The organism is Mesorhizobium sp. WSM1386 (genome assembly GCF_055901595.1).
Genome location: NZ_CM148373.1, coordinates 1,750,994 through 1,768,453, shown reverse-complemented (window position 1 = coordinate 1,768,453; position 17,460 = coordinate 1,750,994). Strand labels below are relative to the sequence as shown.

Below are 17,460 nucleotides of genomic sequence, written 5' to 3'. Positions count from 1 at the left end.
ATTTGCCCAAAAGTGGGCCTTGGTCTCGGAAAAGCGACATGCATGAAAACAAGGCCTGGAGCGCGTTGCCCGAACCCGCGCGGGCGCGCCGCGCCTCGAGTTTCCTCACCTAACGTAGCCGGTTGACCGTTTTCGCCAGCCGACGAAGTATTGCCCGCGACGTCGTATCACGGTACTGTCACAATCCTGTTGCACCTACACCGTATCCCCGTGCCAAGAGGGATGGCTCGAAGGAGAATCACTCGTGCATACAGTTATGCCGGAATGTGACACTCGGCCGAACGCCAGCAGCGCCTTGCTTGCCGGACGTAATGTCGATTCCGTCATAAAGGGCGCAGCACTCGGCCGAATCGGCAATCTCGAAGTGCGGCTGGCTCGCAACGAGGCCGAGATCGCGGCCGCGCAGGAAGTGCGTTACCGGGTGTTTTACGACGAGCTTGGCGCCAGGAAAGATCTGTTCCAGGCGCAGGATCGCCGTGACGCCGACCGGTTCGATCCGCTCTGCGATCATCTGCTTGTCTTCGACAATTCAATTTCCGGCCCCGAGCATCGCCGCATCGTCGGCACCTATCGCCTGCTGCGGCAAGAAATCGCAGCTGCCGCCGGAGGCTTCTATTCCGAAGGCGAATTCGAGCTGACCAAGCTCATCGCCCGTCACCCTGGCCAACGTTTTCTCGAGCTCGGCCGCTCCTGCGTCTTGCCCGAATACCGCTCGAAGCGCACCATCGAGGCGCTCTGGCAAGGCATCTGGGCCTACATCAATCACTACGAAATCGGCGTGATGACCGGCTGCGCTTCCTTCCAGGGCACCGTGCCGGCGGCGCATGCCGAGGCGCTCACCTATCTCTCCCATCATTGCCGTACGAACTCGGCCTGGGACGTGCGCGCGGTGACCGGGCGCTATTGTTCCATGGACCTGATGCCGATCGAGGCGGTCAATGCCAAGGCAGCGATCGCGGCGATGCCGCCTTTGGTCAAAGGCTACCTCCGCGTCGGTGCCCGTATCGGCGACGGCTGCGTCATCGACCGCGAGTTCTCGACGGTCGACGTCTTCGTGGTGATGCCGGTCAAGGAGATCGGTGCCCGCTACGTCAACTACTATGGCGGGGAAGCCCAGCGCTTCGCCGCGTGAGGCAGTAGGCAGTAGGCAAGACGTCACGAGTCACGCTCCTCTGACTACTCACTACTGACTAGTCCCTACTGCCTCTCTTACGGAATATCCTCAGGCCGCCGGCCGGGCCGGCTCTTGTAGGACGGAAATGCCCAGCCGAAACGAAGCGCACCGCCACGCACCGCGAGCGCCACGGCGAAGCCGGCCAAGCCTGAGACAAGCTGCGGCAGTCCGGCGACGTCGCCCAGTGTGAAGATAGCGGCGCCCGCCAGAGCAGCCGTGACGTAGATCTCGGGCTTCAGCAGCACCGATGGCTCACCGGCCAGGAGATCGCGCAAGATGCCGCCGAAGCTCGCGGTCAGCATGCCGGTGATGATGGAAACCACCGGCGAGCCGGTGATAGCCAGGCCTTTTGCGGCGCCCATCACTGAAAAGGCAGCCAGCCCGACAGCATCGAGCCAGAGCAGCAGCCTGTAGCGGGATTCGACGCGGTGCGCGGTGAAGAACACCAGGACCGCCACCACCGCGCAGATCAGCACATAGTCGCGGTTTCCCACCCAGAACACAGGCACATTGAGGATGAGGTCGCGAAACGTGCCGCCGCCGATGCCGGTGACGCTGGCCAGGAACAGGAAACCGATGACGTCGAGCTGCTTGCGCGACGCAGCCAACGCCCCCGTCGCCGCAAAAACGGCAATGCCGGCATAGTCGAGAAGGGCGATGGGGTGCATGGAAGCCAAGGGAGTACGGGAGTAGGGGAGTAGGGGAGTAGGGGAGTAGGGGAGTAGGTTTAGCACGAAGCCGCACCGTCGGTGGGACTCCCTTTTCCCTTTTTCCCTACTCCCCTACTGCCTTACTCCCCTACTGCCTTAATCACGCATCCTTCTCAGCCTGCTCGTTGACCGGCCCCGGCTCGACCGGCGCCTCGGCGGCGACCTTCGGGCCGCCCTTGGCCACGCCGACCATGGCCGGCCGCAGCACGCGCTCGCCGATCGAATAGCCCGGCTGCACGACCTGAACCACCGTGTTGGCCGGGACATCGGGATTGGGCACTTCGAACATCGCCTGATGGAAATTGGGATCGAATTTCTCGCCTTCCGGAGTCAATTTCTTGACCCCGTGCCGTTCCAGCGCCGACAGCATGGCGCGCTCGGTGAGGTCGACGCCTTCGATCAGCGCCTTGAAGCCGGCGTCGCCCGACGCCTTGGCCTCGGCCGGGATGGCGTCCAGCGCGCGGCGCAGATTGTCCGACACCGACAGCATGTCGCGGGCGAAATTCGCCACCGCATAGGTGCGCGCGTCGTGCACGTCGCGCGCGGTGCGGCGACGCAGGTTTTCCATCTCGGCAGCGACGCGCAGCGCGCGGTCCTTCAGCTCTTCATTTTCCTTCAGCAATCGCACAAGCGCTTCATAGTCGCCGTCGATGCTGCCTTCCGTGCGCTCGGCACTGGCCTCGGCCGCCTCGGCTTCGCTGGGCGCGCGTTCGTCTTTTGCCTGGTCGCTCATCGCCGTTTCCCGTCATTTCGAATGGTTTGGATTTTGTGCCCGATATCGAGGTTTGGCGCTCAAAAATCAAGAGGTAAGCGACTGTGAGGCCTTCGGCCGGGCCCAACGCGGCCGATGGCAATACTTCGATTTTAATTCAAACTTTACCGTACTTGCCGGCTTTGCTTGCCACAAGCGCGTGATGCGGGAACCATTCGCTTGCTGGAGGGGTTTCGGAGCCGACACAGGATTTTGAAATGATGACCCGCAGCAAGGCTGAAAACGAAGAACGGCTCGCCACGGAGGTCAGGCGCCAAGTCGGTGCCAAGACGATGACGCGTTTTCTGCGCACCTTGCCGGCCTTCCGCATCGAAGCCGACATTCCCGACCGCTTCAAGGATTTGCTTGACCGCCTCGATCGGGTCGCCGGGAGCCCTTCAGGCAGCAGCGGGCGCCAGTAGCGACGCATCTGCGACGCTGGCCTCCAGCCACGACGCGCACGAATTTGACTCCTCAAATGTCCACGGCCTTGCCGTCTCGGCATCGAAAACAGGTTCAACTTGGTGTAGCGCCACGGCACGGAATTGATCCATCGCGCGACGATTACGCACAGTAATTTCGCGTGATCTTTGTCTTGCGGTGGCGGAACGCGCCGCCTATGGTTCCTGATGAACATGATTTCCCCTGAGGCCGCGGCCAACAGCAAGCGCGCCTGGCTCAAAATTCTGGCGCGCTACAAGAAGCCCGACCGGCGGCGCAGCACACTTGAACTCGCCATCACCCTCATTCCGTTCGCCACGCTCTGGGCGCTCTCTTCGGCCGCCTATGCCTATGGCCATTGGTGGGGACTGATCCTCATCCTTCCCGCGGCCGGGTTCCTGGTGCGGATCTTCATGATCCAGCACGATTGCGGCCATGGCTCCTTCTTCGCCAACCGCTACGCCGACGACTGGATCGGCCGCGCGCTCGGCATTCTGACCTTGACGCCCTATGACTGCTGGCGGCGCGCCCACGCCGTGCATCATGCCAGCGCCGGCAATCTCGACGAGCGCGGCATGGGAGACATCAGGACGCTGACCGTTACCGAATACCGGCAACTGTCATGGCGAGGCCGCCTGGCCTATCGTCTCTATCGCCATCCCCTGGTGATGTTCGGCCTGGGGCCGATCTGGCTGTTCATCTTCGAGCAAAGGCTGCCTGTCGGCATGATGCGCGGCGGCCTGACACCCTGGGTGTCGTCGATGACCACCAATCTCGGCATTGCGCTTGCCGCGGCCATCCTCATCTGGTTCGTCGGCCCCGGCGCCTTCCTGGTGGTCCATCTGCCGATCGTCATCCTCGCCGGTTCGGCCGGCATCTGGCTGTTCTATGTCCAGCATCAGTTCGAGGAGACGGAATGGGCGAAGGATTCCGAATGGGAATTCCAGCATGCCGCCTTGCACGGGTCATCCTACTACGACTTGCCGCGGGTGCTGAACTGGTTCACCGGCAACATCGGCGTCCACCACGTTCATCACCTCTCCGCCAAAGTGCCCGGATACCGGCTGCAGGAAGTGCTGCGCGACTATCCAGAGCTGCGTGGCATCGGCCGCGTCACGCTGATCGAGAGCCTGCGCTGCGTCAAACTGGCATTGTGGGATGAAAGCCGCCGCAAGCTGGTGTCGTTCCGCGAGGCACGGGCAGCGGCCTAGGCAATTCCAGGAAAAGTGTGACGGTTCCCCGGGGAAAAGCGCGTAGCGCTTTCCCTTGGGGAATTGCGTCAAGACAAGAAGTAGAACCGCCGCGCCTTGGGCGCGACGGCTGGCAGCGTCCGGATCACGCCGCCTGGCGTTCGTCGCGCATCAGGATCTCGCCATGGCGGATTTCCGTGCCCAGCACCTTCAGGCATTCGCGGATGAAGTTGGACAGGCCCGGCCAGCCCTTGGCTGACACGAGATTGCCGTCGACATGGGCGCCGGTCGGCGCGACGTCGATGTAGATGCCGCCGGCCAGCGTCACTTCCGGCTCGCAATAATGGAGTGCCGCGACTTCCCTGCCGCGCACCACGCCGTCGACGGCGATCAGGATCTGCACGCCGTGGCAGATGGTGAAGATCGGCTTGCCGGCCTCGTGGAAATGGCGCACCAGCGCCTGCACGCGCTTGTCGATGCGGATGTATTCCGGCCCGCGTCCGCCCGCCGCGTAGACGGCGTCGTATTTGGCCGGGTCCACCTCGGAAAACGTCTTGTTGAGGATATAGTCGTGGCCGAGCTTTTCCGTATAGGTCTGGTGGCCTTCGAAGTCGTGCAGCGAGGTCTTCAGGACGTCGCCCGCCTTCTTGTCCGGACAGACGACATGCACCGTGTGACCGACGGCATGCATGGCCTGTTCAAAGACGAAAATCTCATACTCCTCGCTGAACTCGCCAACGAGCATCAATATCTTCTTGCCAGCCATTTCCGGTTCCTCCCTTGTGGCCATATTTATTTCGGATCACGAAATAATACCCATATCCTAAGGGCAGGACGGCGAAAGGGAAAGCATAAATCGCACAATTGGTACGACCAGTTGGCGTCGATACCTGTTCCCGCGGTCATCGAGCACTTCGCGGCAGCGGAAAACGGCGCCACTGGTTCGACCAGAGCTACAATCAGGCGGCCGTCTTGATCGTGTCGGCGGCCTTTTCGGCGATCATGATGGTCGGCGCGTTGGTGTTGCCGCCGATCAGCGTCGGCATCACCGAAGCGTCGACGACACGCAAGGCTTGCATGCCGCGCACACGCAATTGCGGATCGACTACCGCCATATCGTCGACGCCCATCCTGCAGGTGCCCACGGGGTGATAGACGGTGTCGGCGCGAGCGCGGATATGGGCCATTAGTTCGGCATCACTCGAAGCTCCGGCGGTGTAGATCTCCTTGGCGCGGTATCTGGCCAGCGCTGGCGCTTCCAGGATGCCGCGCATCGTCCTGACGCCCTTGAGGAGCAGATGGGCGTCGCGTTCGTCGGACAGGAAGCGCGGATCGATGCGCGGTGGCGCCAACGGATCCGGCGTCGACAGCCCGACCTCGCCGCGCGAATGCGGCCGCAGCACGCAGACATGGCAGGAGAAGCCGTAGCCCATATGCAGCTTGCGGCCATCATCATCGACGATGGCGATGCAAAAATGGAGTTGCAGGTCAGGGCGGTCGATCGCTGGGTCGGATTTGAGGAAGGCGCCGCCCTCCGCATAGGGCGTGGCGATCATGCCGCCGCCATCCTTGCGCCAGCGCAGCATATGCCGCAGCAAGCCAGGCAGACCGCGCAGCCCGATGCCCATCATGTCGGCATCCCTCGATGTCCAGCCCATGATGAAATCCAGATGATCCTGCAGGTTCTTGCCGACGCCAGGCAATTCATGGACCATCGGAATTCCGTGGGCGGCAAGCTCGACGGCTGGGCCTACTCCAGACAGCAACAACAGTTGCGGCGAGCCAAAGGCGCCGCCGCAGACGATGACCTCGCGCCTGGCACGCGCAACGGCTTCGCTGTTGCCCTTGCGATAGCGCACGCCAGTGGCCCGCTTGCCGTCAAGGACAATCCCGGTGGCATGCGCTCCGGTGATGACCGTCAGGTTTGGCCGGCCGATCGCCGGATGCAGATAGGCCGCCGCCGCCGAACAGCGTTCGCCATTGCGGTCTCCACCCCAGAATTGCGTGACCTGATAGAGTCCTGCTCCTTCCTGTTCCGGTCCATTGAAATCGTCATTGCGGCGGATCTGGTTTTCGCCGCAAGCCTCGACAAAGGCCCGGGAGAGCGCACGCGGCTCCTGCTGCTCGGCAACCCGCAGCGGCCCGTCATCGCCGTGCAGGGCATCGCTCCCGCGCTGGTTGCCTTCCGCGCGCCGAAAATACGGCAACACCTCGTCCCACGACCAGCCGTCGCAGCCGAAATTGGCCCACTCGTCATAGTCGCTGCGATGGCCCCTGACATAGAGCATGGCATTGATGGCACTCGAGCCGCCAAGCGCCTTGCCGCGCGGCTGGTAGCCCTTGCGGCCGCCAAGACCTTGCTGCGGCACCGTCTCGAATGCCCAGTTGTGGATCTTCGGCCGGCCGGGCAACAGCGCGATGACGCCGGCCGGGGCGCGGATGAACAGGTTCCTGCCCTCGCCGCCGGCTTCGACCAGGCAGACCGTCCTCGATGGATCCTCGGAGAGACGCGCGGCAAGCGTGCAGCCCGCGGATCCTCCGCCGGCGATGACGTAGTCGAAAGTCATGATTCCCTCCTCCCACCCGGCGGATGTTTCCGTCCGGATAGCCCAGAGAAGGCCCGATCAGAGCTGATGTAAAGACGTCGGCGATTACCGCAGCGTCAGCTGTTGCGAAGGCGCCGCCAGGAATATTTCGGGCCCTTGGGTTCCTGCGCTTCGGCCGGCTGGTAGTAGAGCCCCAAGCCGCCAGTGCGGCCCTCCTCCAGGCGCTTCAACAGCACAGGGTTGGAGATCTCGAACTCATCGAAGCCGAGGCGCAGCATATGCGGCAGCTGGTCGACGAGAACCTGGCCGGTAGCGCGGACAGCGCCCTCGAAATCATAGCGCTCGCGCAGCAATTCTCCCTTGGAAAAGGAACGGCCGTCGCTGAAGGCAGGAAAGGCCAACGCCACCAGCGACAACTGGTCGAGCAGGTCGGCTATCTTCTCGAGCTGATCGCCGGGCTGCAGCACCACGCCGAGCCGTTCCTTTGCGGAGCGGCGCACCTCCGGATCGAGATCGAGGAATGCCTGCAGCGGCAGGATGAAGCAGCCATTGCCGGCGAGCGCGTCCGCGCTCTCGGCATGCGTCCATTCATCCTCGCGAAAACCATCCGGGGTCCAGAGCCGCGTGACCGGTGTCGTCGGTTCAGTCATCAAAAAAGTTCCTAAATATCCAAACGAGCCAAGGGTGTGTTGAGATTCAGGTCAGGCTGCGCCGAAAATGGCGGCTTCCGAGAACCGGAGCGGAGCGTATTTGAAGTACGTGAACACCGGCCTACGCCGACCGTAGCCTTAATCGCCACGGCCATTCAAGAGTACTTCGGCCGGCGAAGGCCGGAAGCGCGGGAAGCTGGCATTTGCAGGCCAGTCTCACCTGAATACCAGCATATCCTACAGGGATGCGTCGGTCAGCGATACTTCCAGCCCCGACAGGTGAATGCCGCACTCGGTCTTGGCATGGCCGGCCCAGCGGCCGCTGCGCGCGTCCTCGCCCGGCTGCACCGGCTGCGTGCACGGGAAACAGCCGATCGACAGATAGCCATAGGCGACCAGCGGATTTTCGCGCAGCGCATGCGCACGCATGTAGTCCGCCTGATCCGATGTCGTCCAGTGCGCCAGCGGATTGATGCGGATGCGCGGACCGACCGCCTCGAACACCGGCAGCGCGGCGCGCGTCGAGGCCTGGAAGCGCTTGCGCCCGGTGAACCAGGCACGGAACGGTGCAACGCCACGCGCCAGCGGCTCGACCTTGCGCACGTTGCAGCAGGCATCGGTATTGCTCTGGTGCAGATTGCCCGTCGGGTCGACCCGCTCGAGCGCCGCTTCCTCGGGTTTGATCACCCTTATGTTGGTCAGCCCGAAATCCGCGACGAGCGCGTCGCGATAGCCGAGCGTCTCCTCGAAATGCTTGCCGGTGTCGAGGAAGATGACAGGCAGTGTACGGTCGATCTCCGAGATCATGTGCAGCAGCACGGCCGAATCCGCCCCGAAGGACGACACGGCCGCGATCTCGTCATGAAACAGATCGCTTGCCGAGCGTTCGATGATCTCGAGCGCGTTCAGGTGACCATAGAGCGCATCGAGCCCCGCCGCCTTGGCGGCGGCGCCGTCATCGACGTCGGCTATTTGGTCAAGCGGCCTTGGCTTCGCCAGCATAGAGCGCCTCCTTGAACGGCGCGGGACCGACTCGGCGGTAGGCGTCGATGAATTTTTCCTGCGGGTTGAGCCGAAGGCCGAGATAGGTATCGACGATCTGCTCGATGGCGTCGGTGATCTCTTCCGACGAGAAGCCGCGGCCGATGATCTCGCCGACCGACGTGTTTTCGTCGGCCGAGCCGCCCAGCGTCACCTGGTAGAGCTCGGAGCCCTTCTTCTCGACGCCGAGGATGCCGATATGGCCGACATGGTGGTGGCCGCAGGCGTTGATGCAGCCGGAAATCTTCAGCTTCAGCTCGCCGATCTCGCGCTGCCGTTCAAGCGAGGCGAAGCGGCGCGAGATTTCCTGCGCGATCGGGATCGAGCGCGCCGTGGCCAGCGCGCAATAGTCGAGGCCCGGGCACGCGATGATGTCCGATATCAAATTGGAATTGGCCGTCGCCAACCCGATGTCGACCAGCGCGTCATACACGGCCTTGAGGTCGGCGCGCGCCACATGCGGCAGGATCAGGTTCTGTTCATGGCTGACGCGAAGCTCGTCGAAAGCGTATTTCTCGGCGATGTCGGCGACCGCTTCCATCTGGCTGTCCGAAGCGTCGCCCGGCACTTCGCCGATGCCCTTGAGCGAGATCGTCACCGCCGCATAGTCGGGATGGCGATGCGTCACCACGTTCTGGTCGAGCCATTCCGAGAAGCCCCTGGAATCGAGACGTGCCAGTTTGACCGTCTCGTCGCCGTCCGGCCGATCCGTCAGCACCGGCGGCGCGAAATAGGCCTCGATGGCGCGAATGTCGGCATCCGGCAGCTTCAGCTCCGCATCCTTCAACTCCTGCCACTCGGCCTCGACCTGGCGGGTGATTTCCTCGACGCCGGTCTCGTGCACCAGGATCTTGATGCGTGCCTTGTACTTGTTGTCGCGGCGGCCATAGAGGTTGTAAACGCGCAGGATCGCCGTGCAGTAGGACAGAAGATCGGCTTCCGGCAGGAAGTCGCGGATCTTGCGGGCCACCATCGGCGTGCGGCCCTGGCCGCCGCCGATATAGACGGCAAAGCCCAGTTCGCCGGCCGCGTTCTTCTTCAGGTGCAGGCCGATGTCATGCGTCTGGATGGCGGCGCGGTCGCGCTCGGCACCGGTCACCGCGATCTTGAACTTGCGCGGCAGGAACGAGAATTCGGGATGCACCGACGACCACTGGCGCAGGATTTCCGCATAGGGGCGCGGATCGGCGACCTCGTCGGCGGCGGCTCCGGCAAAATGGTCGGCGGTGACGTTGCGGATGCAATTGCCGCTGGTCTGGATGGCGTGCATCTCGACGCTTGCGAGATCCGCCAGGATCGCCGGAATGTCCGACAGCGCCGGCCAGTTGAACTGGATGTTCTGGCGCGTGGTGAAGTGGCCGTAGCCCTTGTCGTATTTGCGGGCGATGTGGCCGAGCATGCGCAGTTGCTTGCCGTTCAGCGTGCCATAGGGCACCGCGATGCGCAGCATGTAGGCATGCAGCTGCAGATAGACGCCGTTCATCAGCCGCAGCGGCCGGAACTGGTCCTCGGTGATCTCGCCGGACAGCCGGCGCTGGACCTGGTCGCTGAACTCGGCGACGCGGGCCTGGACAAAATCGTGGTCGAACTCGTCGTAACGGTACATGCTTCGTCTTTCAGGGCGCGTCCGCCCGCGTCTGGTGTCTGTTAGGCCGCCCAAGTCGACTGCTTGGCAGCCTGCTTGCCGAGATCGTTGCGGATGGTAGGACCCGCGGCGCGGATCTTCTCGCGCAACCGCACCGGCTCGACCACGCCGCCGACGACTTCAGCGTCGATCAGATTGACGTCGACCACTTCATTGTCGGCATAGGCCTTGGCGCCAATCGCCTCCAAGCGGTCTTCGGCCGCCTTGTCATGGGCAAGGTCGGCGTGGTCCACCGTCTCGGCCCAGCCGCCATCGGCGTACCAAACGGCGATGCCATCGCTTAGGCGGTTGGCGGTCAGTATCTTCATGACTGAACTTTCTCGGAGGTGGCCTTGGCCACGCCTTCATGCATGTGTGCCGCGAGCGGCTCGGACTGCTCGAAATTGGCACCGGCGACGGCGTCGCCGATAATGGTCATGACCGGGCCAGAGAGATCGGCGCGCGCTTCCAGCGACGGCAGGTCGGCGAGCGTGCCGTGGAAGCGGCGGCGGTTGGCGAGGCTGGCATTCTCGACCACGGCGACCGCCGTGTCCGGCGACAGGCCGGCCTCGACCAGCCGGCCGGCAACCTCGGCGGCGACCGAGCGGCCCATATAGACGGCGACGGTGGCGCCGGAAATGGCGAGCTTGGCCCAGTCGGGCAGGGAATTGCCCTTGAGGTCGTGGCCGGTGGTGAACACCATAGACGATGAAACGCCGCGCAAAGTGAGCGGCAGTTCGAAATCGGCGGCGGCGGCGAAGGCCGCGGTGACGCCGGGAACCACCTCATAGGCGATGCCGGCATCGCGCAGTGCCGCCATCTCCTCGCCGGCCCGGCCGAACACCAGCGGATCGCCCGACTTCAGCCGCACCACGCGCTTGCCCTGGCGGCCAAGCTCGACCAGCAGCGCGTTGATTTCGGCCTGGCTCTTGGTGTGGCAGCCTTTGCGCTTTCCGACCGGCAGGCGCTCGGCGTCGCGGCGGCCCATGGCAACGACCGCCTCCGGCACCAGCGCGTCATGGACAATGACGTCGGCCTCCATCAGCAGGCGATGCGCCCGCAGCGTCAAAAGATCCTCGGCACCGGGACCGGCGCCGACCAGGGCGATGTGGCCCGAAACCGGTGCGTTCGACAGCAACAGGTCGGTCGCGGCTTCATGCGCCCGCGAAAGCTCGCCCGCCTCGACGGCACGCGCTGGCGCACCGCCGAAGAAGTCGCTCCAGAAGCGGCGGCGAATATTGCCCTTGGGCAGTCTCTCGGCGGCGGCACGGAATGAAGCGGCAAGCGCCGCAAGCCCGCCGAGCGACGGCGACAGCATGCGGTCGATGCGGCTGCGCAATATCTGGGCCAGCACCGGGCCGGCACCCTCGGTGCCGATGGCGATGGCGACCGGTGCACGGTTGACCAGAGCCGGGGTGAAGAAATCGCAAAGTTCCGGCCGGTCGACGGCGTTGACTGGAATGCCCAGCGTGCGCGCGTCCTCGGCGACCCGGCGGTCCAGCGCCTCTTCGCCGCTGGCGGCAAACACCAAGACCGCGCCTTCGAGCTGCGCCGCGTCGTAAGCCGCCGCGACATGGTTCGCGCCCGTCTGGGCGATGAAGGCCAACAGCTCCGGTTCGGCGTTTTGGGCGATGATGCGCAAAACCGCACTCGACTGTCCGATCAGCCGCGCTTTGGCCAGCGCTTCCTCGCCGCCGCCGACGATGGCCACGGCTTCGCCCTCGACCCGCACGAAGACGGGGAAGGCATTGAGCTTGGGGGCGGTGTACGGCATGAAAACGGGCAGAGTCCTGAACTGGCTGCAGTTTTACGCCCGGGCGCGGAAAACCAGAAGCAAAGCACTCGCGCATCCTGTGATGGCAGGCAATCGCTTTTTCGCAACTGCGAAGGGCAAGAGAAAAATATTCCACATCCGCGCAAAGCGCGGATTCAAGCAACCGGGACAAAGCTTGATTTCAGATCTTTTTAGCCATCGGCGCAGCATCTCGCAAAACACTTTTTTCTAATTTCTACCAATTCAGTAGATTAAAGCCGCCTTCGGGCGCACCTGCCTTTCGGCGGCCGTCGCGCGGCCCTCAGGGCCGATTCCAGAGGTTGGAACATTAACGGTTCGCCACGCGTTCCCCTCCTGCCGAAGTCGAACTGTTCGGGACGCTCGGAAAGCCATGACCTCGAAGAAAGGAACCCGCCACATGATCAAGCTGAAGCATGGTATCTGGGTCGTGGTGGCTGACGGTGAAAAGGCGCTTTTCCTTCGGAACGCCGGCGACAACAAATTTCCGGACCTTCAGGTCGTGCAGGAGATGGAGCAGGAAAACCCGCCAACGCGCGAGCAAGGCACCGACAGTCCGGGTCGCTACAGTGACGGTCCCTCGGTGCACCGCAGCGCGGTCGAGGATACGGACTGGCATCGCATCGGCAAGGAACGCTTCGCCGACGAGATCGCCGACCGGCTCTACAAGCTCGCGCATGGCGGCGAGTTCAAGGAAATCGTGCTCGTCGCCCCGCCAATGGTGCTCGGATCCATGCGCAAGAAATTGCACAAGGAGGTCGAGGACAAGGTTATCGCCGAAGTCCCTAAGACATTGACCAATCACGCCATACCAGAGATCGAGGCCTTGCTGCGGGCCGCCTGATCGGTAGTCTGCCAATCGCCATTGGGGCAGCCCGATTTTCAGGTCGAATGGCTGGCTGCCCAGCCCTGTGCTCAACCATCCGCGGTCAGTTGGGTGCGCTGGTGAATGAGCATCCCTGGAGCGTCTTCGGTTGTTCCAGGAGCCGTTCGTTCCGCCACGCGGCAATGAGGTGTGGACCATGCTCGCCCTAGTCATTTCTTCCGGTAGTGTGGCCGGGCTGACGCTCGCCGAAGTCGACGAACCCCAGCCTCTCCCGAATGAAGCGCTGATCTCGGTCCGAACAACCTCGTTGAACCGCGGTGAACTGCGCCTGCTCACCATACGTCCGAACGGTTGGAGACCTGGCCAGGACATCGCCGGGATTGTCGAACGGGCTGCCGCCGATGGCTCCGGGCCAGCCGTGGGCGCCCGGGTTGCGGCATTGGTCGACCAGGCCGGCTGGGCCGAACGTGTCGCCGTTTCAACCGACCGTCTCGCCGTTATCCCGGATGAGGTCAGCTTCGTTTCCGCCGCCACGCTTCCGGTCGCGGGCACCACGGCGCTTCGGACTTTGCGCCATGGCGGCGACCTGGCCGGCCAGCGGGTCCTGATCACCGGTGCAAGCGGCGCTGTCGGCCGTTTCCAGATCCAGATCGCCCGCGAGCAAGGCGCTTCCGTGACAGCAATCACCGCCGCCCGGCATGCCGAGGATCTCCGCGGCCTCGGAGCCGAGCAGATTGTCGGGTCGATAGAGCAGGCCGAGGGGCTATTTTCACTGATTACCGAGTCGGTCGGTGGCGAAAGCCTGGCACACGCGATCGAACGCGTCGCACCCGGCGGCACCATCGTCATGTTCGGTTCGAGCAGTGGCGAGCTCACGCCGGTCGGGTTCCGCCAGTTCGTTCCGGGCCACGAGGGGGCGAAGCTCCAGACCTTCGCCTACTACACGTCCGGTCCTGACATTGGCACGGACATCGCATCGCTGCTCACCCTGGCCGCGGCCGGCCGGCTGGAGACCCGCGTCGCCATGACAGTGCCGTGGACGGACATCGCCAAAGCCCTGGATGCGCTGCGGCAGCGCAGCTTCAGCGGCAAGGCCGTTCTCACCATGACCGGATGAGGCAATTCTTAGCCTGAAGCCTCACACGTGCTGGCCGCCATTGATGTGAATTTCCGAGCCGGTCACGTAGGACGCCTGCTGCGAGCACAGGAAGAAGATGATGTCGGCGACCTCGGCCGTAGTGCCGAGGCGCCTAAGCGGGATCGTCTCGACGATCTTGTCCGTGCCCGGCGACAGGATCGCCGTGTCGATCTCGCCCGGCGCGATGGCGTTGACGCGGATGCCGTGCGGCCCGAAATCATGCGCCATTTCACGCGTCAGCGAGCCGAGTGCCGCCTTCGATGTCGCATAGGCGGTGCCGGCGAAGGGATGTACGCGCGTGCCGGCGATCGAGGTGACGTTGACGATCGATCCCTTGGCCGCCGTCAGTTCCTTGAACAGGCCGCGCGCCAGCATGATCGGCGCGAAGAAATTGACCTGGAACACGTCGCGCCAGACATGCATCGGCGTGTCGATCGAGTTCATGCGGCTGTTGCCATCGCTGAGCTTCGGCGAAATGCCGGCATTGTTGACCAGCGCGTGCAACTTGCCGCCATGCGCTTCCAGCCGGTGCCGAATTTCGGAAACGGCGATGCCGACGTCTTCCTGGTCGGCGAGATCGACCTTGATGTGGTCCTCGGGACCTGCTGGCCATGGGCAATCCTCGGCAAAGGCCTGGCGCGAACAGGTGATGACGCGCCAGCCCTCGCGCGAAAAGCGCTTGACCGTGGCATGGCCGATGCCCCGGCTGGCGCCGGTCAGCACGATGGTTTTTCGGGTGTCGAGTTCAGCCATGTCGGGTCTCCTGGCTGGAGATGTAGCCGAACGCCAGCGAGGTGGCGAGAGGCCGAAATGTCACCATTCGCCAGAACGCCGGAACCGGGAAGCTGCCGCCTCGTTGGTTCGACAATGCCAGCCAATCGACGAGATATAGCCATGAAACAGACAGCACCTCTCGACATCGCCACCGCCTTCACCACGGCGTGGACCAGCCATGACCTCGAAAAGGCGGCATCCTATGTCGCCGAGGACGTCGTTTTCGAAGGGCCGATGCAGCAGTCGACCGGCAAAGAACCCTATCTGAAAGGCCTGGCGAAGCTCTCGCAGGACGTGACCGGCGTGCGCATGATTGCCGCCTTTGGCGACGATCGCCAGGCTTTGCTCATGTACGACCTGATGACGAAGTCATCCGGAGCGCTGTCCTGCGCCAAACATCTTACCGTCAGCGACGGCAAGATCCATAGCGACAAGTTGACTTTTGACAGCAAGAAGCTTGGCAGCGCCAAGCCAAAGGCGAACGGCAGCTAACTCAACCCCCGCCGAGGATGTCGAGGATCGAGGTCTGCCGCTTCTTCAACGGACCACCGACGCTGCCTGGCGGCACGGGATGTCCGACCGAGGCCGTGGTGCCATCATCCGCCGGCATGCTGAAGCCATCGGCATCGACAGTCTGGGCAGGCCGCGCCGCGCGAACCGGTGCGGCCGCTTGTGCGGCCGGCGCCTGCTGGCCGACCGACGCGGAAGGAACCGGCGCCGGCTGGTTGTTGCCGGCCGACGGTATCTCGTCGGGTACGATCGTGTCGGGCGGCGTCGATTTCCAGGTGCCGGGCAGCGGCCTCACCGGCACACCCTCATGCGCGGCGACCATGAACTCGTGCCATGCCTGCGCCGGAAGCGCACCGCCGGTGACCTTCTTCATCGGGCTGCCATCATCATTGCCGAACCACACACCTGTGGTGAGGTTGGCGGTGTAGCCGACGAACCAGGCGTCGCGCGAATTCTGGCTGGTACCGGTCTTGCCGGCCGACGGCCAGGCAAAGGCTGCCTTCTTCGCGGTGCCGATCTCGACGGTGCCGGTCATCATCGAATTCATCATGCCGACGATCTCGGGCTTGACGACACGCGGCGCGCTGCCGCCACCGCTGTCGTACAGCACTTTGCCGTCGGCGGTTGTGATGCGGCGGATGAAGTGGATGTCCGGCTTGTACCCACCATTGGCGAAAGGCACATAGGCCGAGGTAAGTTCCAGCGGCGTCACTTCCGACGTGCCGAGCGCGATCGAGGTGTTGGACTGCAGATCGGATTGCACGCCCATGCGGTGCGCCGCCTCGACCACCGCGTTCGGCCCGACCTCCATGGTCAATTGCGCGGCGACGGAGTTCAGCGACTTCGCCAAGGCGGTCGCCAGCGTCACCTTGCCAAAATACTTGCCGCCGTAATTGTCGGGCGTCCAGTTGCCGATCTTGATTGGCGCATCGTTGCGTACGCTGTCGGGCGTGCGGCCGGCTTCGAGCGCCGCCATATAGACGAACGGCTTGAACGCCGAGCCCGGCTGGCGGCGTGCCTCGGAGGCGCGGTCGAACTGGCTGGTCGAGTAATCGTAGCCGCCGACCATGGCGCGCACCGCGCCGGAATCGTCGATCGACACCAGCGCGCCCTGGGTGACGTTGAGCTTCTTGCCGCTGTCGTCGATCAGCCTGCGGATCGACTGTTCGGCCAGCTTCTGCAGGTTCAGGTCGACAGTGCTATCGATGACGATGTCGCCGCGCACGTCGCCGATCAGGTCGGGCAGTTCTTCCATGATGGTATCGGCAACGTAGTTTTCCGACCCGGTCCAATAGGACGGCGAGCGCGTCGCCGGCGCGCTCAGCGCGGTCTTGAGCTCCTTCTCGCTGATCTTGCCCTCCTCGCGCATGGCGGCGAGCACGAGCTGCGATCGCTCCTCGGCAGCCTTCGGATCGCGCGCCGGCGACAGCCGCGACGGGGCTTTCAGCAAGCCGGCAAGCAATGCCGCTTCCGACAGGGTGACGTCGCGCGCGCTCTTGCCGAAATAGCGCCGGGAAGCCGCTTCGACGCCATAGGCGCCGGAACCGAAATAGACCCGGTTGAGGTACATTTCGAGGATTTGGTCCTTGCTGTGCTTGTGCTCCAGCCACAGCGCCAGCAGCACCTCCTGCACCTTGCGCTCCAGCGTTCGGTCGGGCGTCAGGAACAGGTTTTTGGCCAATTGCTGGGTCAGCGTCGAACCGCCTTGCGAGAAATGCCCGCCGATGACGTTGGTCACCATGGCGCGCGACAGGCCGATCGGGTCGATGCCGAAATGTGAATAGAAACGGCGATCCTCGATGGCGATCACCGCCTCGGGAATATAGGGCGACATTTCGTGCAGGCCGACCGCCTCGCCGCCGCTCATGCCGCGATTGGCGAGCAACTGGCTGTCGGCCGAGACGATCTTGATATTGGGGGCGCGGTCCGGGATCGACCAGGTGGTGGCCGCCGGCATCTTGGCGCCGTAATAGACGACGACGCCCGCCACCGCGATGCCGCCCCAGATGGCGAGCACGAAGCACCAATAGAACAGCCGGCCAAACACACCGAACAGGCCGCGCCGGCCTCTGCCACGCCCACCGCGCGACGACTTCGCCTTCGACGATTTGCGCTTTACGGAGGCTTTGCGGTTGCTCGGCACGACGCGATCCTCTTCGCTCACCGAAAGACCCGGCTGGGATCGCGCCTGTCGCGGTCCCTCGAAACTCGGTTCGATGCGGTTGTCCCTGCGGTTCGCCATGCGCTGCGCTGTCTGTCCCCGGTGCCTATGGCGCTCCGGTTGAAGAGTAGA

Annotated in this window: 18 protein-coding genes; 7 read left to right on the top strand and 11 right to left on the bottom strand. The window is 63.8% G+C overall.

The genetic code is table 11. The features are described from left to right. The first annotated feature begins 256 nt into the window (after positions 1-256). Entirely contained in the window at positions 257-1,132 is an 876-nt protein-coding gene (gene olsB, locus AC0NIH_RS08635) for a l-ornithine N(alpha)-acyltransferase (protein ID WP_023764038.1), read from the top strand. 77 nt (positions 1,133-1,209) lie between these two features. Here the strand turns inward: olsB and AC0NIH_RS08630 are convergent, their stop codons facing one another. Both AC0NIH_RS08630 and grpE read right to left on the bottom strand, forming a co-directional pair. Then, positions 1,210-1,842 (bottom strand): trimeric intracellular cation channel family protein, encoded by a 633-nt coding sequence (locus AC0NIH_RS08630; RefSeq protein ID WP_473463825.1) that lies wholly within the window; start codon positions 1,840-1,842, stop codon positions 1,210-1,212. Between the two features lie 142 nt (positions 1,843-1,984). After that, the gene (grpE, locus tag AC0NIH_RS08625; protein ID WP_023764036.1) at positions 1,985-2,617 is read right to left on the bottom strand and encodes a nucleotide exchange factor GrpE; all 633 of its coding nucleotides are present in this window, start codon (positions 2,615-2,617) and stop codon (positions 1,985-1,987) included. 236 nt (positions 2,618-2,853) lie between these two features. On the opposite strand from grpE, the gene AC0NIH_RS08620 reads away from it, so the two are divergent. Together AC0NIH_RS08620 and AC0NIH_RS08615 are read left to right on the top strand one after the other, a co-directional pair. Continuing rightward, positions 2,854-3,057: a NepR family anti-sigma factor gene (locus tag AC0NIH_RS08620; protein WP_224687411.1), complete on the top strand. Its 204-nt coding sequence runs from the start codon at positions 2,854-2,856 to the stop codon at positions 3,055-3,057. Positions 3,058-3,264: 207 nt separating this feature from the next. Then, positions 3,265-4,287 carry a fatty acid desaturase gene (locus tag AC0NIH_RS08615; RefSeq protein ID WP_023779253.1) on the top strand — a complete coding sequence of 341 codons (1,023 nt, stop codon included), beginning with the start codon at positions 3,265-3,267 and terminating at the stop codon, positions 4,285-4,287. Positions 4,288-4,411: 124 nt separating this feature from the next. Here the strand turns inward: AC0NIH_RS08615 and AC0NIH_RS08610 are convergent, their stop codons facing one another. From AC0NIH_RS08610 to cysG, 7 genes are all read right to left on the bottom strand, one after another. Next, entirely contained in the window at positions 4,412-5,032 is a 621-nt protein-coding gene (locus tag AC0NIH_RS08610; protein ID WP_013892983.1) for a DJ-1/PfpI family protein, read from the bottom strand. 193 nt (positions 5,033-5,225) lie between these two features. Then, positions 5,226-6,833, bottom strand: a complete 1,608-nt coding sequence (locus tag AC0NIH_RS08605; protein WP_473463822.1) for a GMC family oxidoreductase — start codon at positions 6,831-6,833, stop codon at positions 5,226-5,228. A gap of 95 nt (positions 6,834-6,928) precedes the next feature. Next, complete coding sequence (locus tag AC0NIH_RS08600) at positions 6,929-7,462, bottom strand: DUF934 domain-containing protein (RefSeq protein WP_352714568.1); 534 nt, start codon at positions 7,460-7,462, stop codon at positions 6,929-6,931. 237 nt (positions 7,463-7,699) lie between these two features. Next, on the bottom strand, positions 7,700-8,464 hold the full coding sequence (locus AC0NIH_RS08595; protein ID WP_023779250.1) for a phosphoadenylyl-sulfate reductase: 765 nt from the start codon (positions 8,462-8,464) through the stop codon (positions 7,700-7,702). Then, complete coding sequence (locus tag AC0NIH_RS08590) at positions 8,439-10,109, bottom strand: nitrite/sulfite reductase (protein WP_473463819.1); 1,671 nt, start codon at positions 10,107-10,109, stop codon at positions 8,439-8,441. The genes AC0NIH_RS08595 and AC0NIH_RS08590 overlap by 26 nt, the downstream gene beginning before the upstream one ends. 41 nt (positions 10,110-10,150) lie before the next feature. After that, positions 10,151-10,456, bottom strand: a complete 306-nt coding sequence (locus AC0NIH_RS08585) for a DUF2849 domain-containing protein (protein ID WP_023764030.1) — start codon at positions 10,454-10,456, stop codon at positions 10,151-10,153. Then, complete coding sequence (gene cysG, locus AC0NIH_RS08580) at positions 10,453-11,901, bottom strand: siroheme synthase CysG (protein WP_473463816.1); 1,449 nt, start codon at positions 11,899-11,901, stop codon at positions 10,453-10,455. Before cysG ends, AC0NIH_RS08585 begins: the two co-directional genes overlap by 4 nt. On the opposite strand from cysG, the gene AC0NIH_RS08575 reads away from it, so the two are divergent. The 3 genes from AC0NIH_RS08575 to AC0NIH_RS08565 all read left to right on the top strand — a co-directional run bounded on the left by AC0NIH_RS08575 (position 11,900) and on the right by AC0NIH_RS08565 (position 13,862). Next, complete coding sequence (locus AC0NIH_RS08575; RefSeq protein ID WP_473463814.1) at positions 11,900-12,133, top strand: hypothetical protein; 234 nt, start codon at positions 11,900-11,902, stop codon at positions 12,131-12,133. The two genes, cysG and AC0NIH_RS08575, sit on opposite strands and share 2 nt — an antisense overlap. 186 nt (positions 12,134-12,319) lie before the next feature. Further along, positions 12,320-12,763, top strand: coding sequence for a baeRF12 domain-containing protein (locus AC0NIH_RS08570; RefSeq protein ID WP_031250270.1), 444 nt, complete (start codon positions 12,320-12,322; stop codon positions 12,761-12,763). 178 nt (positions 12,764-12,941) lie between these two features. After that, positions 12,942-13,862, top strand: a complete 921-nt coding sequence (locus AC0NIH_RS08565) for a zinc-binding dehydrogenase (protein ID WP_473463930.1) — start codon at positions 12,942-12,944, stop codon at positions 13,860-13,862. 21 nt (positions 13,863-13,883) lie between these two features. Here the strand turns inward: AC0NIH_RS08565 and AC0NIH_RS08560 are convergent, their stop codons facing one another. Beyond that, positions 13,884-14,636: an SDR family NAD(P)-dependent oxidoreductase gene (locus tag AC0NIH_RS08560; protein ID WP_287275299.1), complete on the bottom strand. Its 753-nt coding sequence runs from the start codon at positions 14,634-14,636 to the stop codon at positions 13,884-13,886. A 141-nt stretch (positions 14,637-14,777) separates the two neighbouring features. On the opposite strand from AC0NIH_RS08560, the gene AC0NIH_RS08555 reads away from it, so the two are divergent. Then, positions 14,778-15,149, top strand: a complete 372-nt coding sequence (locus AC0NIH_RS08555) for a nuclear transport factor 2 family protein (protein ID WP_023779246.1) — start codon at positions 14,778-14,780, stop codon at positions 15,147-15,149. A gap of 1 nt (position 15,150) precedes the next feature. On the opposite strand, the gene AC0NIH_RS08550 is transcribed toward AC0NIH_RS08555, so the two are convergent. Then, the gene (locus tag AC0NIH_RS08550) at positions 15,151-17,409 is read right to left on the bottom strand and encodes a transglycosylase domain-containing protein (RefSeq protein ID WP_473463810.1); all 2,259 of its coding nucleotides are present in this window, start codon (positions 17,407-17,409) and stop codon (positions 15,151-15,153) included. Positions 17,410-17,460: the final 51 nt, after the last annotated feature.